This is a genomic window from Gardnerella vaginalis ATCC 14018 = JCM 11026 (assembly GCF_001042655.1).
Lineage (GTDB): Bacteria > Actinomycetota > Actinomycetes > Actinomycetales > Bifidobacteriaceae > Bifidobacterium > Bifidobacterium vaginale.
In genome coordinates, this window is record NZ_AP012332.1 from 1575732 (window position 1) to 1594207 (window position 18476).

At 42.0% G+C, this 18476-nt stretch carries 17 protein-coding genes; all 17 read right to left on the bottom strand.

Annotation, left to right across the window (positions count from 1 at the left end; all coding sequences use genetic code 11):
* Positions 1–14: 14 nt before the first annotated feature.
* The 17 genes from GAVG_RS06175 to gatC all read right to left on the bottom strand — a co-directional run bounded on the left by GAVG_RS06175 (position 15) and on the right by gatC (position 18092).
* The gene (locus tag GAVG_RS06175) at positions 15–653 is read right to left on the bottom strand and encodes a type II secretion system F family protein (protein WP_004114160.1); all 639 of its coding nucleotides are present in this window, start codon (positions 651–653) and stop codon (positions 15–17) included.
* 30 nt (positions 654–683) lie between these two features.
* Entirely contained in the window at positions 684–1742 is a 1059-nt protein-coding gene (locus tag GAVG_RS06180; protein ID WP_009994600.1) for a CpaF family protein, read from the bottom strand.
* Positions 1723–2904: a hypothetical protein gene (locus tag GAVG_RS06185; RefSeq protein ID WP_013399338.1), complete on the bottom strand. Its 1182-nt coding sequence runs from the start codon at positions 2902–2904 to the stop codon at positions 1723–1725. The genes GAVG_RS06180 and GAVG_RS06185 overlap by 20 nt, the downstream gene beginning before the upstream one ends.
* A 117-nt stretch (positions 2905–3021) precedes the next feature.
* Entirely contained in the window at positions 3022–4380 is a 1359-nt protein-coding gene (locus GAVG_RS06190) for a ClC family H(+)/Cl(-) exchange transporter (RefSeq protein ID WP_004574835.1), read from the bottom strand.
* Positions 4381–4492: 112 nt separating this feature from the next.
* A complete protein-coding gene (locus GAVG_RS06195; RefSeq protein WP_004114152.1) occupies positions 4493–4912 on the bottom strand; it encodes a fluoride efflux transporter FluC in 420 nt (139 codons plus the stop codon).
* The gene (locus GAVG_RS06200) at positions 4909–5466 is read right to left on the bottom strand and encodes a fluoride efflux transporter FluC (RefSeq protein WP_004114151.1); all 558 of its coding nucleotides are present in this window, start codon (positions 5464–5466) and stop codon (positions 4909–4911) included. Before GAVG_RS06200 ends, GAVG_RS06195 begins: the two co-directional genes overlap by 4 nt.
* 47 nt (positions 5467–5513) lie before the next feature.
* Entirely contained in the window at positions 5514–6815 is a 1302-nt protein-coding gene (locus GAVG_RS06205; RefSeq protein ID WP_004114149.1) for an adenylosuccinate synthase, read from the bottom strand.
* 104 nt (positions 6816–6919) lie between these two features.
* A complete protein-coding gene (gene fbaA, locus GAVG_RS06210) occupies positions 6920–7972 on the bottom strand; it encodes a class II fructose-bisphosphate aldolase (RefSeq protein ID WP_004114146.1) in 1053 nt (350 codons plus the stop codon).
* Between the two features lie 99 nt (positions 7973–8071).
* Entirely contained in the window at positions 8072–8431 is a 360-nt protein-coding gene (locus GAVG_RS06215; protein WP_004114144.1) for a chorismate mutase, read from the bottom strand.
* 7 nt (positions 8432–8438) lie between these two features.
* Positions 8439–8936 (bottom strand): Lrp/AsnC family transcriptional regulator, encoded by a 498-nt coding sequence (locus GAVG_RS06220; protein WP_004114142.1) that lies wholly within the window; start codon positions 8934–8936, stop codon positions 8439–8441.
* Between the two features lie 432 nt (positions 8937–9368).
* Positions 9369–11363 carry a transcription termination factor Rho gene (gene rho, locus GAVG_RS06225; RefSeq protein WP_004116351.1) on the bottom strand — a complete coding sequence of 665 codons (1995 nt, stop codon included), beginning with the start codon at positions 11361–11363 and terminating at the stop codon, positions 9369–9371.
* Positions 11364–11542: 179 nt separating this feature from the next.
* Positions 11543–13159 (bottom strand): NAD(P)/FAD-dependent oxidoreductase, encoded by a 1617-nt coding sequence (locus tag GAVG_RS06230; RefSeq protein ID WP_004114139.1) that lies wholly within the window; start codon positions 13157–13159, stop codon positions 11543–11545.
* Positions 13160–13262: 103 nt separating this feature from the next.
* Positions 13263–13577 carry a DUF2469 domain-containing protein gene (locus GAVG_RS06235; RefSeq protein ID WP_004105898.1) on the bottom strand — a complete coding sequence of 105 codons (315 nt, stop codon included), beginning with the start codon at positions 13575–13577 and terminating at the stop codon, positions 13263–13265.
* On the bottom strand, positions 13574–14497 hold the full coding sequence (locus GAVG_RS06240; RefSeq protein ID WP_013399341.1) for a GNAT family N-acetyltransferase: 924 nt from the start codon (positions 14495–14497) through the stop codon (positions 13574–13576). The genes GAVG_RS06235 and GAVG_RS06240 overlap by 4 nt, the downstream gene beginning before the upstream one ends.
* Before the next feature lie 221 nt (positions 14498–14718).
* Positions 14719–16218, bottom strand: coding sequence for an Asp-tRNA(Asn)/Glu-tRNA(Gln) amidotransferase subunit GatB (gene gatB / locus GAVG_RS06245; protein ID WP_004105892.1), 1500 nt, complete (start codon positions 16216–16218; stop codon positions 14719–14721).
* A 32-nt stretch (positions 16219–16250) separates the two neighbouring features.
* On the bottom strand, positions 16251–17792 hold the full coding sequence (gene gatA / locus GAVG_RS06250; RefSeq protein ID WP_009993697.1) for an Asp-tRNA(Asn)/Glu-tRNA(Gln) amidotransferase subunit GatA: 1542 nt from the start codon (positions 17790–17792) through the stop codon (positions 16251–16253).
* 3 nt (positions 17793–17795) lie between these two features.
* A complete protein-coding gene (gene gatC / locus GAVG_RS06255) occupies positions 17796–18092 on the bottom strand; it encodes an Asp-tRNA(Asn)/Glu-tRNA(Gln) amidotransferase subunit GatC (RefSeq protein WP_004114131.1) in 297 nt (98 codons plus the stop codon).
* Positions 18093–18476 lie beyond the last annotated feature (384 nt).

Below are 18476 nucleotides of genomic sequence, written 5' to 3' on the forward strand. Positions count from 1 at the left end.
TAACCATTAGTTCATCAATCGACATTAGAAACAGCACTCAGCATTGCTTTTTTAGATGACTTCATGATCCATGTAACCCATAAAAGACCGATTACATAAAACAATAAGCCAATACCTAAGAGTGCGTATCCTCTAGAACTTGTAAAAATCATCAATATTGGATTTACACCCAACAATTGTCCAGTAAGAAGAGCCAAAAATGGTAGAGCAGTTAGCAATCTAATAGTTGCTTTAGGCATCGCAAAAACTTCTGAGCTTAAATCATTAACCCTCTTATTGGCATGATAAGAGTCAGAAACAGCTTGAACGCAATCAGTCATAGAGCATCCTATAGAACTGCTCAATTCGTATACAGACATAAGCGATTGTGCAACCTTGCGCATGTCTTTTCTAACTTTACTTCTTTGGCGAGCGCTAAGATTTTTAATCCTATTAGAACAGCGAGAATCAATCCATTTAAACACCGATTCAACGTTTATAACTTGGAAATAGCTTTCGCTGTTATTGCTGTTGTAATTGTTATTGCCATTATCGGTCTCTTCAATAAGTCCATTGCGATTCTCATTATTGCTGTCTCCTCTTATAATCGATTCAAAAGAAGCACCAGAACGCAAAGAAGACACAAGAGCAGCTAGTGATTCTTCAATACCCATTTTCAAAAAATCCTTTACTGTCGGTATCAATTACAGAAACAACCCTGTATTCAACGGTAAATGCCATTTAACAGCAAAATTTTTCCAAGCAGACGTTTCCTCTATCTGAGCAGAAAAATTACTATCATTAGAATTAACGCAATTTTTCAATCTTAAAATTGGCACACCTTCTAACGCGCCGGAATCCGTAGAACGCAATACTCCAAGTTCTTTTACAATTCGCATACCATTTACTCTTTCTACATGTATAACAACATCAAAAGCATCAGCGGCAAGAGCACATAGTGAAGAAGGTTCCAGTCCTGCAAGAAGCCCTAAAGACATTAATCTGGCTGGCACCTTTTGGACTTTATCAGCATGCAAAGTTGTCATTCCACCTTTATGACCACATGTAAAAACGCGTAATAAATCAGCTATTTCTTGACCTCTGCACTCACCTAAAATAATTCTGTCTGGTCTCATCCTCAAAGTTGCCTTTACAAGATCTGACAAGCCAACGCTGCCTACTCCTTCAACGTTTGCTTCTCTTGTAGCTAAAGACACATGATCCTTAGATAATGAACCTAATTCTCTTGTTTCTTCAACAGTAACTATTCTGTCTTTTTCATCACAAGAAGCTAAAAGAGACTTCATTAACGTTGTTTTACCAGAGCCAGTGCTTCCCGTAATCAAAATATTCGCACGTTGAGTTACCAATAAATAAAGTATTCTAGATAATTCAATAGGAAACATTCCTCTACTACTTAACTCTGTTAAGCAATAGCGTTTTAAAGCGGGAAAACGAATCGAAATAGCAGCACCACTTAAAACTATTGGAGCAATAAGAGCGTGTACTCGCACTCCTACTGGGCTAGAAGCATCTGCGATTGGGCATGAATCATCTAATCTTTTGCCTAATTGTGCACAAAGCCAAACTGCATATTCTCGCAAAATCATAGGATTATCAAATGGAATTCTTGGATTGTACTCTTGCAAACCAAGACCTTTATCTACCCAAACGTGACCTGTGTCTGTAACAACAATATCTGTTGTTTGAGGGTTATCCGCAAGCTCTTGCAGAATGCCAAAATCAATATCTTCTAAAACCATGCTTACCCCTTGATATTTTTGAGAATCTTTCAGATTCATATGATTGTGAATTTGATTGTTTATATTGTTGTTCAGATTGTTTTCCAGATATTTTCAAAGAGGAATTAGAGGAGTCTCCAAGCAACCATGTTGTTATTTTTTCTATTGGAATTTTGGCGGATTTTGGAATATCTCTTATACCGTAACCAGATATTATGTCTTCGTACATTTTAGGATCGTGACCAATTGGGCCTTCTACATCGCAAAGCAAATAATCACAAGCTTCATTAACATTTACAGGGCAAAACCTTTTAGAAAGACCACGCGGATTTAATCCTGCGACAATAGAAGTTTGTTTTCTAGAGTAATCTTTATGGTCAGATTCTAGGCTTCGCCAATATGCACGCAATCTGGCAAGACCAAGAACACTAAGCTCTGCAGCAAATATGGTTGGAACTTGCGCCAAAGTTGGAAGATTCTTTAAAAGCCTTCTTGCTGAAAAACCAGATCCAATATCAACAATTACTACATCACAAGCGTTGGAAAGACCTCTAATAGCAGCTTCAATAACCCATGGCTTAGGCTCTTCACCTTTCCAAGGAGCGTAAGCCAAAATATCAACGTTATTCCAGTGCAGAAGTTCACAACGCAATACATATCCGTCTAATCGTCCTAAAGGAGCTTGAACCTCTTGCAATCTTCTACCCTCGTCCTGCTCCAATCCCAACAAAACATCTAATCCGCCGTTAGAAATATCTGCGTCGATTAGTGCAACAACATATTTTTTACTAGATATATGACTTGCCAGAAGAGCAAGAGTAGTGCTTAAACCAACTCCATCATTTGCCGATGAACCGATTACAACATTTTTTGGAAAAGGCTTTAGCGAATAGTTCAAGCTACCAATATTTTTTTGAACACTATGATTATCTAATGCATCAAAATCGCTATGAACTGAAGTAGAAGATACACCAGTAGCGTAATCTACATGATTTGCGTAATCTGCATTATCCACATGATTCGCATGATTCAAAGATGCGATAACAGTCGAATCTTCCAACTTATTACTATCAGATGTACTTTTGCGCATACTTTTTATCGCACTCGCCTGAGGCGGGTACGTTTCTATAATGCGCGGAACGCAAGAAGGAGCATCGTAATTATCAATAGTCATATTGTCCATGTGGCTATTGAATCGCATACTAAACCATTAGGCAATACTATTTAAACAATGTGGTTAAAGGATCAATAAACGTTGCAATTCCGCCAAAAAGTTATCCACATTGCTGTTTTTGTTGTATTAACGCACAAGTTTTGGATTAGAAGCCATATATCTTTCCAGAAGTTCGCCATAGATTGGCTTAGTGTGCAAAATATCGGATACAAGAAGCGCAATAAAAGCAGATGCAGCAACTGGAAGAGTGTGAATCATTGTTCCCGACATTTCTACAGTTAGCAAAATCGAAGTGAGCGGAGCTTTTACAGAAGCCGAAAGCGTGCCAGCCATAACACACACTGTAAAAATTGGCATTAGCTTTGCGTCAATGCCAAGAATCGGAATGCTTATTATTGCGCGAGAAGCAACGCCGCCTGCAAGTGCGCCGACAGCAAGAATTGGCATAAAAATTCCGCCAGGCGCTCCGCATCCAAAACTTGTAGAAGTAAATAGCATTTTTGCAACAAACAGGATGCACAGAAGCGCTATGCTTGCTTTTCCATATTCAGAGAGCTTAACAAGATTCGATCCTCCTCCAAGAACATCTGGCAAATATAAGCCAACAGGAATCGCGATTAAGCATGCTACAGATACGGGAGCCCACTTTGGCAAATACTTATACAGCGTTTGTAATCCAAGCAAGGATCTGTTCATTAAAGAGCCAATAAGCCCTGCAAAAATGCCAAGTGGAATCAGCCAAAAATGAAGTGTCATTGGTAAGTCTGGAATTCTTCCAAAGTCTAAAACAGGTCGAAGTCCAAAGCATGTTTGAGACACAAAGTCCGCGCAAATAGATGCAGCAGCAGCTCCCATAAGAACTGTAGAAGACAATCCGTGTTGAACTTCTTCCATAGCAAACATGAGCCCAGAAAGTGGAGCGCTAAACGCTGCAGATAAGCCAGCTGCCGCTCCAGCGGTTACAACATAATGCTCTTGCGTATCGTTTTTATTGCCCTTTCTAAAGATGCGAGACATCATTTGCGCGCCGCAAGCTCCGATTTGAATCGAAGGGCCTTCGCGCCCAAGAGACAAGCCAAATAGCGAACCCAACAATCCGCCTACAAATCGAACAGGCAAAATAGTGTTCCAACACATTTTTAGACCGCGTTGAACGTATCCAACAACTTGTGGAATGCCGCTTCCAGACGCCATACTTTCTTTGCGACTCATCCAGCCAATAAAAAGCCCAGCAGCAATTGCAAAAACCACGCAAGGCACAATCCAAAGCATGTTTTGCAATATTTGCGCATACATCCATCGCGCAAAATCGGTTCCGTACTCAATCCCAAGTCTATAAGTTGCTACAAGCACGCCAGAAACAAGACCAACAACTATGCCAGCAAGAACCATCTTCCATCTAAGATGCTTAAGCGTTTTAAGAACGCGATCAGAAAAGTCGCGCAAAAAATCGCGTATAAAACCGCCTACGTTCTTTAAAGTCACAATAAACCTATTCTTAAATCAAATCGCAAACAAATACATCAAGCATTTTAACATTTTTAATAACACAATAAATATAAATTAATAAAATACGTCAATTAATAAAATTCAAAACTTAAGACTTTAGAAGCATAAATATTACAAATGACGGTCCAGCGTATGCAATAAATGCGCACAAGAATGGCACTATTAGTTCGCTAATAAAAAGCCATAGTCCAAGCTTGATTTTCTTTAGCTTAAACAGGCTTACGATTTCTAAGATTGCGGTTGAAAACGTTGAAAATCCGCCTAAAAATCCCAATGCGCACGTGTAAATAATAGTCGAAGCAAAAGTTAAATCGTATATAATCGAAGAACTTAAAAATACAACTAAGCCCATTATAAAAGACGCAAAAGCGTTGATTAGCAAAGTTGCGATTGGAAAATCATGGTTATAAACGCGCCCGATTGCGTCAGATATTGCACAACGAAGAACGGCGCCAAGTCCAGCGAAAACAACAGGCAGCCAAAAAAGAACATATGCGTAAGACATCATTTTGCACCGCCCCTGTTAGCGTCTATTTTATTGATGACGTTTGAATCACCAGCATTTTTTACGCTGCCATTGCCTTTAAAAGCAAAAATTTTATCTCCAATTAGACTCCCAACAAGCACTGCTAAAACGCCAAGAACCATAGACAACGCCATAATGGCAATTACTTCTACAATGTTCATTGCAGTAAATGCGGAATGCGCGCCCTCAAAAGCAAAAGTAGACATTGTTGAAAGTCCGCCGCAAAATCCTGTGCAAAAACCGTATTTTATTAAGTCTTTGTTCTTGCAGCTCTTCCCACTTACAACAAGTGAACTTACTAAAGCAAGAATAAAACATGCTAAAACGTTCGACAAAAGAGTTGCAAAAGTAAAGCGGCTAAAAAGCATAGAATATCCCGAGTCCCAATGCATGCCGTGCGTAAAACCACTTATTTCACTACGCACAAAAGCGCCAAGCAATCCGCCAATAAACACAACAAAATATGTTTTTGCACCAAGTGATTTATGCTTATGCTTTTTAGGCAAGTCGTGGCAATTACTGCTTGGAATACTCATAGTTTTTAGCCGCCTTAAATAGCCTTAAATAGCTATTCAAATAGTCACTAATCAATCAACGAATGAACGCTAATAATGTGGTCGCGCTGAGGACCAGTACCAATTGCCGAAATACGGCACTTGGAAAGTTCTTCTAAGCGCTTTACGTAGCTTTGAGTATTTGCTGGCAATTCTTCAAACTTGTGAATTTGCGAAATATCCTCACTCCATCCTGGAAGCATCTCGTAAACTGGCTTAGCGCTAGCAAACAGAGACTGATCTACTGGCATTTCGTTCATTCTCTCAACGCTTCCGTCAGACAAAGTTACATCGTAAGCTACGCAAACTGGAATTTCTTTTAAGCCAGTCAAAACATCTAACTTAGTAAGGACAATATCAGTTAAGCCATTTACGCGAGTAGCATAGCGGCTTACAACGGAATCAAACCATCCGCATCGGCGAGGGCGACCAGTAGTTACGCCATATTCGTGACCCTGCTCACGCAGCCAATCGCCACTTTCATCCAAAAGTTCCGTAGGGAATGGACCTTCACCAACACGAGTGATATAGGCTTTAGCAACTCCAATTACTCGCGTAATACGAGTTGGACCAACGCCAGTTCCCGTGCAAGCACCTCCTGCAGTAGGATTTGAGGATGTTACAAATGGGTAAGTTCCATGATCGACATCCAGCATGGTTGCCTGACCGCCTTCAAAAAGCACGGTTTTGCCATTTTCTATAGCCTGATTCAGTATAAGCGAAGTATCTGCAACATAAGGCTTCAAACGCTTTCCAAGCTCCACAAGCTGTGCTGTAACATCATCAATATCTATTGGATGCTGGTTGTAAAGTTTAACTAACATCTGATTCTTTTGATGCAAGCTAGCTTCAACCTTATCCCTCAAATGCTCTGCATTAAATAAATCATGCACACGAATACCAACGCGATTAATCTTATCTGCATAAGTCGGGCCAATTCCGCGACCTGTTGTACCAATCTTGTGCTTGCCAAGGAACCTCTCCGTAACCTTGTCAATTACGCGATGATAAGGTGTAATCACATGCGCAGACTCGCTCACTTTCAAACGAGAGCAATCAACACCTCTAGATTCAAGTGCGTCAATCTCCTCAAACAGAACTTCTGGGTCTACAACAACACCATTACCAATAACAGGAGTTACATTAGGGCTGATTATACCGCTAGGAAGTAAATGCAAAGCGTAAGACTCGTTTCCCACAACAACAGTATGTCCAGCGTTATTACCGCCATTAAATCTTGCGACAATATCTACCTTAGAACCAATTAAATCAGTCGCTTTGCCTTTACCCTCGTCACCCCATTGAGCGCCAATAAGCACAATTCCAGGCATGCTGAACCTCCATTTTTGGGCTAACGTTGCCCAAATAAACACAATTCCTACGTGTTAAGACTAGCGCAAAGCCAATACCGAATTTAATTTGCAACTTGATGAACTTATAAGGCTTTACCGGCAGAGCCAAGCTGTACACAGGCTTCAACAACACGCTGAGCCATTGCTTTTTCTGCCTCTTTGCCCCAAGACCTTGGGTCGTAGAGTTTTTTGGCTCCAACTTCTCCGTCGATTTTAAGAACTGAGTCGTAGTTGTGGAACATGTGATCTGCTATCGCTCGAGTAAACGCATATTGTGTGTCTGTATCGATGTTCATTTTTACTACGCCGTAGCTTACAGCTTGCGCAATTTCTTCGGGAGTAGATCCAGAACCTCCATGGAATACCAATAAGAATGGTTTTGTTGGCACACCAAACTTGCGATTACATAAATCAAGCTTGTACTTGTTGTATACAGCGCTTTGAATGTTGTCTAGCAACTGTGGTCGCAGCTTGACAACACCAGGCTTGTATGCACCATGCACATTGCCGAACGTAAAAGCAGCCATATATCTTCCGCTCTCTGCCAAACCTAATCGTTCAACTACTCGCATAGCGTCCTGCGGCGTTGAGTATAGTTTTTCATCAATGTCTGCTCTATGACCGTCTTCTTCGCCTCCCACGGCCCCAATTTCAATCTCTAACACCGTATGAGCCTTCGCCGACGCCTCAAGCAATTCTTCCGCAACGTCTAAATTGTGTTCAAGCTTAACTGTGGATCCGTCCCACATATGCGACTGGAAAATCGGCTCTTTGCCGTGCGCAACTTGATCTGCCTCATAGGCTAAAAGTGGCTTAATCCAATCATCTAAATAGCTTTCTGCACAATGATCTGTGTGCAATGCAACCGTAATGTTTGGGTATTGTGCAGCAACTTGATGTGCGAATTGAGCAAATGCGATTGATCCAACAACGCGATTATTTACGCACTGTCCCGAAAAATATGCGGAGCCCCCAACAGAGACTTGAATAATTCCGTCGCTTTGCGCTTCTGCAAATCCTTGTAGTGCAGCATTTAAAGTCTGCGTGCTAGTAACATTAATTGCAGGGTAGGCGTATCCACCTTTGCTGGCGGCATCAAGCATTTGCGCGTAACGTTCAACGGTTGCAATAGTCATATTTTTATTATGACTCTAAGCGCGCATATTTTTTTAGATTTTGCTAGATTTTTTACTAAATTTGACTAGATTTTTGATTAAATTTGTAGCTATTTTTAACTATTTCTGGCTATCTTTTATTTCTTGATGGCGCTTTTTTGCGGCAGCTACAACAAAATGTAAATATTCGAGCGCAATTTCTTCTTTTAATCCAGATTGTTCAGCAATTTTTTTAAGTCGATTTGCTTGGCGATTTTCTCTAGATTTATCTTCCGCAGCAAGATTTGCGTGCGCTTTTATTTCTCCGACTTTTTCCGTGAATTTAAAGCGCTCTGCAAGAAGTGAAACAACTGCATTGTCAATATTGTCAATCGATTGACGCAACGCAAAAATCTCGCTTATTGAATCGTTACAATCATTGCAACTCGGTTCAATCGAATGCTTGCGCGCGTCAACCGATTCTTTAGGAAATTCACACATATTACTTCTAGTCGAAATAAGTCTGCAAAACCATAGTTGTTTCTGTGCTAACTGGCACAATCCTATGAATCGTGTTAATTAGCTCTTCTAGCTTGCTAGGTGTAGCAACACGAACTACGAGCATGAAACTTGGGCTTCCAGTGATAGAATAGCAGGCTTCAATACCTTCAATATCTTTCAACTTGGCTGGAACAGATGCTTCTTGCTCAAAGTCAAGAGGTGTTACAGCAACAAATGCGCTTACTGGCAAGCCTCTGCGCTCATAGTCAATCAACGCACGGTAACCAGTGATAATTCCTCTGCGCTCAAGCTTTTGTACTCTAGATTGTACGGCAGAAACCGATAATCCAGATGCTTTAGCTAGTCTGGTTAATGTTGCACGACCATCATGTTCAAGAATATCTACAATAATCGCATCTGTAGAATCTATAGGAGCAACTGTGCTCACATTAGCGTTCAAGCCAGAAGGAATATTATTTTCAATCTTATGAGAGTTTCCTGTCATACGACCTCCATCCTCATACAGCGCATCTTCCTGAATACTGTTGTAGATTTCAGATTGCGCTACCCTGCAGTCTCTTCAATCGTATCGTATTTTTTAACGAAAAAGAACAAAATTATATAAAAAATCACGGTTTTTCACATTAAATATCAAATGTTTATAGGAATAAACTTTTGACAAGTAATTATAATTATTTAATTTTTATTATTTGCATACGCATTATCAATAGTAAAAATTACCAAGAATAGTGTATTTTATAGGAAAATAATTATATATAAACGTATATTTTTTTATTTTAAAACACAAAATGAGTTTGTAATAAAAACAGTATTAAAAAATAAACAATAAAAATTACCCCTCGATTGATCAAACCAAGGGGTAATTAAAGTGTATTTTTTAAAGTTATATTTATAAAATTACACGAACATAACCTACTTAAGCAGCGGTTGCTGGCGACCCGCCATTTGTAGAGTTATTCGCTTGCTGCACAATAGCCGCAAGAAAATCGCGATTCGACGCAGTTTTCTTTAAGCGTGGCACCAAAGTCTGATAAGCCTGCTCTGGCTCAAGTCCGCCAAATAGTCGCCTCAAGCGATAAATAATAGGCAATTCTTGAGCAGGAGTAATCAACTCTTCGCGGCGCGTGCCAGAAGAATTAATATCCACTGCTGGGAACAAGCGCTTATCTGCCAAATCGCGACTCAAGCGAAGCTCCATGTTTCCAGTGCCCTTAAACTCTTCGAAAATAACTTCATCCATCTTTGAACCAGTTTCCACCAAAGCGGAAGAAATAATAGTCAAAGAACCGCCATTTTCAATGTTTCGCGCGGCACCAAAGAACTTCTTAGGAGGGTAAAGCGCCTGAGCATCCACGCCACCAGAAAGAATACGACCAGATGCAGGAGCAGCAATATTGTATGCACGAGCAAGACGAGTCATAGAATCAAGAAGAACAACAACATCTTGGCCAAGCTCTACAAGCCTCTTAGCACGCTCAATCGCAAGCTCCGCAACAGTAGTGTGGTCTGATGCTGGACGGTCAAATGTAGAAGAAATAACCTCACCCTGAACAGTGCGCTCCATGTCGGTAACTTCTTCTGGACGCTCGTCTACAAGAACAACCATCAAATGCACTTCTGGATTATTAACAGCAATCGCGTTCGCAATATTTTGCAAAGTGATTGTTTTACCAGCCTTAGGAGGCGAAACAATCAAACCACGCTGACCCTTACCAATAGGAGCCACAAGGTCAATGATTCTGCCAAGCATACGATTTGGCGTAGTCTCCTGCTTTAAGCGCTCTTGCGGATACAAAGGCGTGAGCTTAGCGAATTGTGGACGATTCTGAGCATCTTCTACGCTCATGCCATTAATGCTGTCAACGCTTTGCAAAGGAACAAATTTTTGGCGCTGATTCCTACGATCACCTTCGCGAGGAGCACGAATAGAGCCTTGAACCGCATCTCCCTTGCGCAAACCATACTTTTTGATTTGGCTCATAGAAACGTAAACATCATTTGGACCAGGCAAATATCCAGAAGTGCGCACAAACGCATAAGATTCAAGCACATCTACAATACCAGCAACTGGAACAAGCTCTTCTTTTGGTTCCTCTCTACGAGAAGCTGATTCACGAGACTCGTGGTCTTCACGAATATCATTGCGATCAGAACGATCATTCCTCGTAGGTCGATCTTCACGCTCTAAATGATCAGAGCGATCCGAGCGGGAATCGTAATCATCTCTATCGCGTCCACGGCCACGCATACGGCGTTGATACCTGTCATTCCTATCTGAATGCGTATCATAATCGTCATCGCCATTAGAACGCGAAGCTCCGCGTTGCCTGCGAGATTCAGAATCACGATTTGCATTAGAATCAGAAGACTTTTCACTTGGCAAAGTAGCAAGAATCTGATCTAAATCATCTTCCGTATCATCTGCATCATCCGAGTTATTTCCGCGATAATTATCTTTAAAATCAGACTGACGACGACGCTGAGATTGATTATCACGCGTAAACTCACGACGACGCCTAGACTTACCGCTTCTATTTGAATCAACAGAATCATCAGAATCAGAAGATTCAACAGAATCAGGCAAGCCGAGATTTTCTAACAAATCCTCATCAGCAGATTTACGAGCAGACTCACCACTATCATCATCAAAATTGCGACGCGACCTAAAAGATGAAGATGAATCGTATTTAGACTCATCCTCATCATTAAGCGACGAACGACTATCCCTAACAATGCTTTTAGGAACATGTACGCTAACTCCTGCTGGCGCATCCCCACCATTGCGCGCAGCGGTAAGCGTAGCAATCAAATCCGGCTTACGCATTGTAGACGTACCGCGCAAGCCCATTTGCTTCGCAAGATCCTTAAGCTCAGAAAGCTTCATATCATCAAGATTTTGGCTTGTTGCCACAGTTATACCTTTCCCTAACCCCAAGAAACAAACTACTTGGAGCTTTACATGGAAGATTTCGGAAAAATCCGTTGTGAATACAACGATAAGCACATAACAATGTGACTTAATCGCTGATAAATGTATGCTACTACACTCATGCGACTCACAACAACACGGCGTGGCAAAAAGAAAAAACGCTACTTCTTTTCGTGATATGACTTTTCTGTATTAACAGACCAAACATTATCTTTAGACTGTTTTCCACTGTTAATATTAGACACGGCTTCAATAGCAGTAGCCATAGAATGATCCTGATTATTGTAACGATGCTGACCATTTCTACCAACACAATACAAGTTACCAAAACCATCCAAATACTTAACAAGCTCAGGCATCTGAGCATAAGTATCGAAGTAAGCTGGATAAGCCTTTGGAACACGCTCACGATGCGCATCCAAAACATCATCTTCGCCATCAATAACCTGCATACGAGTAAGCTCATCAATCGCAGATTTACGAGCCTCTTCGTCGCTCATATTCCAAAAATCATCGCCCTCATTGCAGAAGTATTCAAGACCAATCCACACAGTGTTGTCAACATCCTTAACGAGATATGGGCTCCAGTTGTTAAAGATTTGCAAACGACCAACTTTGTATCCTGGATCCTGCACATAAATCCAGCAATCAGGCACAATAGGAGGGTTACCTAACGTTGGAATATCAGTCGTATTACGCAAACGCATACGCTTAACAAGAAGTCCAACGGTTACGAAATCACGGTAAGGCAAGCCTTTAGCAACTCGTTGTAATTCGGCTGGAACCTGCACGGACTCATTTCCTTCGGCGCCATGCTCAATAGCTGCAACCAAATCTTTTATTGGCATAGAAGAAATAAACTGATCCGCATGAAGTTCTTGCTGCAAACCATCTTGATTTTCAACGACAACACTAGAAATTTTACCGTCGCACTGTTTAATAGCAACAACTTTTGCATCTGTTAAAACAGTAGCGCCATTTTCACGGCAACGACGTTCAACAGTCTCCCAAAGCTGACCAGGACCAAGCTTAGGATACCAGAATTCTTCAATCAGTGAAGTTTCAACTTCCTGATTTGCCTTCTTTTTCGGCATAAGCTTAGAGAAAGCATTCTTTAAAACTTCAACAATGCTCAAACCCTTAACTCGCTGAGCACCCCAATCTGCGGAAATCTGACTTGGATGCCTTCCCCAAAGCTTCTCGGTATAGCCCTCAAAGAACATAGAATACAGCTTTTTGCCAAAGCGATTAATGTAGAAGTTTTCGAGATTTGTTTCTGGCAACTTGTGAATCATAGACCAAAGGTAGCTAAAACCAACCTTCATAGTAAGAACAAAGCCCATAGAGCGCAAAGTAGACGCAGAAAGAGAGATAGGGTAGTCGAAGAAATGATGATTCCAGAAGATTCTAGAAACGCGATGACGCTTAAGCATAACCTCATCTTCGACTTCTGGGTCTGGGCCGCCATTCTCTAAATCGTGGTGTCTGCCAAGTTTTTTGTCGTCGTAAGAAGGAGCGCCTTGAAGTGGCAGCATATCTCGCCACCATTGCATAATTCGATCATCTTTAGAGAAGAATCGGTGACCGCCAATATCCATGCGGTTTCCGTTGTATTTTACAGTGCGAGAAATTCCGCCAAACTCTTTAGATGCTTCAAGAACAGTTACATCGTAGCGGCTAGCTCCGCCATCTTTTACAAGCTCCCATGCAGCCGTCAACCCTGCCGGACCGCCACCAATAATCACTACAGATTGTTTCTGGGATTGTGTATCAGTCAATTTTCCTCCATACCTAAAAGACGCTTTATAAAGTCAAAATCGCAAAATTGCAAGCACGTATCTATATTAAAATCTAAACATAAGCTTTACTAGCATACTCTTATCATGCGATAGATTCTGGAATATCGATATCTGTTTTCTGCACTTCTTCCACATTTACGTCTTTAAACGTAACAATACGAACGTTTTTCACAAACCGCGAAGGGCGGTAAACGTCCCACACCCAAGCGTCTGTTAATTGCACGTCAAAATACACATCTTGGCCTGCAGAACGCACGTTAAAATCCACCTTGTTTGCCAAATAGAATCGTCGCTCAGTTTCTACAACGTACGTAAAAAGCTTAATAACGTCACGATACTCCTTGTACAACGCAAGCTCGGCGTCAGTTTCGTAATTGTCGAGATCTTCAGCGCTCATCGCTTCCCTTCCGCATTATTGCCATTAGTGTTACGCTTACGACCGCGTCCTATAATACGCCACCATGCGCGTTTAGAAGAATCTTCTTTGACTGTAGCCGCATTATACGGCCACGATTCGTCGGAATTATCTTTGCTAACAGGTATTGCAATTGAATGCTCATGCGCACTTAGCGCTTCACAAACACCAGGATTATCTTCAATAACGTGCAGACCAAAAGCGTCTAAAGAACGAATGGCATCATATTCATCTACGAGAGTGTCCATAACAACAAAATCTTGATATTTTTGATTTTGTGAATCCCACAAAGCATCTCTAGCTGTTCCAGTTTTTACAAAACCAAGAGACTGATAAACAGAAAGAGAACGCGTATTCGCTGCTGGAACACCAACCCAAATCCTATGCAATGCTAAACCAACTGTGTCTGGAGCAAAACCATACGTCATAACTCTAGGCATTGCATCTCTAGAATACCCACGACCCCTATAATCGCGTCCTAGAATCACCTGAATTCTAGCGGATTTAGACCAACCATCAATGTCGATCAAAAAAATCATTCCAATAATATCGCCATTGGTATTTTTAGCGTCATCAATAAGATCTGGCACAATTGACCATGCGATTGTTGGGCGCGATTGAGCATCTCCAATAACCCCAGCATAATCAGACATACTTTTATCATTATTGCCCAAAGACCACTGCACAGAACGCTCAACCCACGCATGAACCATAGCACGTTCAGATTGTGAATCCTTGCCAGTTATAACAGCCGCACCATCAAAAGCATGTAATGAATCCATCCTCGCTAAATCTTCGATGGTTGCTTGCCTAAGACGAGCCATCTCGCCGCGTATTGACGGAATTACAATACTTTCTGGTAACTCTCGAGAGTTTGTAGAGTCAGCATTGACTTCCTGCATATTCACCTGTTTCCTGTACCTAATTGACCTTGCGTTACAAAAAGTTCTACAAAAAGCATAAGCAAAATACAAATGCGTAAGCAACTACAATATAAGATTACACTTTTTGCACTCTACACAATGCTATAAAACACAAGGTTAAAACGCAAAGCATAAAATGCAAAAAGTGCATCTATAAACTATTCTTTTCTAGCTAAATTTTAATCTAACTAAAATTTAAATCAGCCTTTAATCTTTGCCATCACGATCTTAGTAACAGCCTTAGCATCAGCCTGACCTTTAGTCGCACGCATAACAGCGCCAATAATTGCGCCCATCGGCTTCATATTTCCAGCCTTAAGCTTTTCTGCAACTTCAGGATCAGCAGCAAGAGCAGCGTCAACAGCAGCTTCTAAAGCGCCGTCGTCGTTCATAACCTTGAATCCGTGCTTCTTAACAACTTCATCAGGCTTACCCTCGCCAGCCAAAACGCATGCAACAGTTTGCTTAGCGAGCTTATCGTTAAGATTGCCATCTGCAATTAGCTTTTCAACTTCAGCCACATCTTGCGGAGTAATAGGCAATTCTTCCAAAGTCACGCCACGAGTGTTTGCTTCGCGAGCAAGCTCACCAAGCCACCACTTCTTAGCACCAGCAGCACTTGCACCAGCCTTAACGGTTTCTTCAACCAAATCAAGAGCATCCGCGTTAAGAATATCTCGCATTTCAAGATCGCTAATACCCCATTCGCTTTGCAAACGGTTACGGCGCTCGCGAGGCATTTCCGGCATTTCGGCCTTCATGCGCTCAATATGCTCTTTAGTTATATGAAGCATAACCAAATCAGGATCTGGGAAGTAGCGATAATCGTCAGCATCCGACTTCACACGACCGCCAGCAGTAGTCTGAGTTGCTTCATCCCAGTGACGAGTTTCCTGCAAAATCTCGCCACCTTCGCTCAAAATAGCAGCCTGACGACGAATCTCATATTGCAGCGTCTTTTCAATACCGCGGAATGTGTTCACATTCTTAGTTTCGGAACGCGTACCAAATGGATCGGTTGGCTTTCTGCGAAGCGAAACGTTCACGTCAGCACGCATATTGCCCTGCTCCATACGAGCGTGGGAAATGTTAAGAGCGCGAACAATATCGCGAATAGCACGCATATAAGCACCAGCAATTTCTGGAGCGCGGCTACCCGCACCTTCGATTGGCTTAGTTACAATCTCAATTAAAGGCACGCCTGCACGATTGTAATCAACCAAAGAATGATTTGCGCCTTCAATACGACCGTCAGCGCCGCCAACGTGAGTATTCTTACCAGCATCATCCTCAATATGAGCACGTTCGATCGGCACGCGGAACACGGTGCCGTCTTCCAGCTCAACGTCCAAGTAACCATTGCCATTAGTAGGCTTATCGTACTGGGAAATCTGATAATCACGAGGCATATCTGGGTAGAAGTAGTTCTTACGAGCGAACTGGCTCCACTCAGCGATTTCGCAATGCAATGCCAAACCGAGTTTAATAGCGTAATCAACTGCAGTCTTGTTTACAACTGGCAAAGAGCCTGGCAAACCAAGGCTTACAGGAGTTAACTGAGTATTTGGCTCACCACCAAAAGATACCTCCGCTGGGCAGAACAGCTTTGTGCGCGTGCAAAGCTCAACGTGAGTTTCCAAGCCGAAAACTGGGTCAAACTGCTCCACAGCATCGGCGTATTTCATAAGTTTTTCAGCCATGAGAATCCTTCTTACTTAAGCTTTATTTCACTTTACTTAGCCAATGAATCGAGCCAACCAGCTTTAAGCGACTTCCAGATTGGGCCACTCCACTTTTCTTCGAGCGCTGCTTCCAACGCTGCTGCAGGCTTGTACATCTTTTCATCATGGCATTGCGGAGCAATAATCTGAATACCAACAGGCAAACCATCGTCGCTTAAGCCAGCTGGGAGGCTCAAAGCTGGAACGCCAGCCATGTTTGCAGGAATCGTAGCAATATCGTTCATGTACATGGAAAGTGGATCGTTCATCTTCTCGCCAAACTTAAATGCCGTTGTAGGGCTTGTTGGGGAAACAAGAACATCTACCTTATTAAACGCTTCTTCAAAATCGCGAATAATAAGCGTACGAACCTTTTGTGCAGAGCCATACCAAGCATCGTAGTAGCCAGCGGAAAGTGCGTAAGTGCCAAGAATAATACGACGCTTTACTTCATCACCGAAACCAGCTTCACGAGTTGCAGCCATCATATTTGCAGCAGTTTGAGGCTTATCTGCTGGCGGCATTACGCGCAAACCGTAGCGCATGCCATCGTAGCGAGCCAAATTAGAGCTAACTTCTGAAGGCATAATAATGTAGTAAGCAGCCAAAGAATAAGGGAAATGAGGGCAGGAGACTTCTGTTACTTCTGCGCCCATATCTTTAAGCAATTGCACAGCTTCATTAAAGCGTGCTTCAACGCCTGGCTGGAAGCCTTCGCCGCTAAGCTCTTTAACAAGACCAACCTTCAAGCCCTTCAAATCACGGCGAGCGCCCTCACGAGCAGCTTGAGCCATTGGAGGAACAGGAGCTGGAATCGAAGTAGAATCGCGTCTATCGTTGCCGCCAATAGTCTCCTGCAAAAGCGCAGAATCAAGAACGGTACGAGAAACAGGACCAATCTGATCAAGAGAGCTTGCCATAGCGATTGCGCCAAAACGGCTAACGCCGCCATAAGTTGGCTTTGCGCCGACTGTACCCGTTAAAGCGCCTGGCTGACGAATAGAGCCGCCAGTATCTGTACCCAAAGCAATAGGAGCCTCGAATGCAGCAACAGCAGCTGCAGAACCGCCGCCAGAACCGCCAGGAACGCGCTCAGTATCCCAAGGGTTGCAAGTGGTTTGGTAAGCGGAATGCTCGGTAGAAGAACCTTGAGCAAATTCATCTAGGTTAGTCTTGCCAAGAATTGGCATGCCAGCTGCCTTGAGCTTTTCAATAACAGTAGCATCGTAAGGTGGAACCCAGCCTTCAAGAATCTTAGATGCTGCAGTAGTAGGAATGCCCTTAGTAACAATCATGTCTTTAATGGCAATTGGAACGCCTGCAAGCTCAGGTAAGCCTTCGGCTTCGCCATTAGCGTTCTTTTTATCAAAAGCATCTGCTTGTTCAAGTGCAACATCTGCAGAAACATGCAAGAATGCTTTGATTTCTGGCTCGGCTGCTTCGATTACTGCCAAGTGAGCTTCAACAAGCTCGCGGCTAGAGACTTCTTTAGCTTTTACAGCCTTTGCCATATCGGCAGCAGAAAGCTTTACTAAATCTTGAGTATTAGTCATGTTTTATTCCTCCCCCAAAATTCGAGGTGCTACAAACATGCCAGACTCACTTCTAGGAGCGCCAGAAAGCGCTTCTTCTTGAGTCAATGGCGTAGCAGGCTCGTCTGGGCGCAAATACGCTTCAAGAGGTACTGGATTTGCAGTAGGTGGCACATCTTCGCCAGCAACTTCCTGCACTTTGTTAATGGATTCTGCAATGACGTTTAATTCGCCTTGCAAGCGACTGATTTCTTCATCGCTTAAAGCAATCTGGGACAAAACACCCAAATGCTCAATTTCTTCGCGTGTGAATGTAGGCATAACCTCAACTATATGTGTGATGCGTGACCTTCTTATAGAAGAAAAAAGCAATATTGATAAAAGATTTACACACGTTACTGTAGAAATATTTTCCCAATTTTAGAACATGATTGTCGATCCATATTTTCTAGGGAAAATTATGTGTAATATTAAAAAAAATTTTATTAGTGAGACAATAAGCGAAATAACAATTATTGTCACATACAGTTTTCATAAAATTAACGAGTATAAAATATGTGAAAACGAAGGTCTATGCATGTCAACACGCCATGAAATGTAAATAATTCAATAAAAGAATGTTGGCATTCCAACCTTCTTCATACGTTTATTTGCAGAATAAAAAAATTTGTTTTATTTCACTATCCCAGAAATAAAAAAGCATGT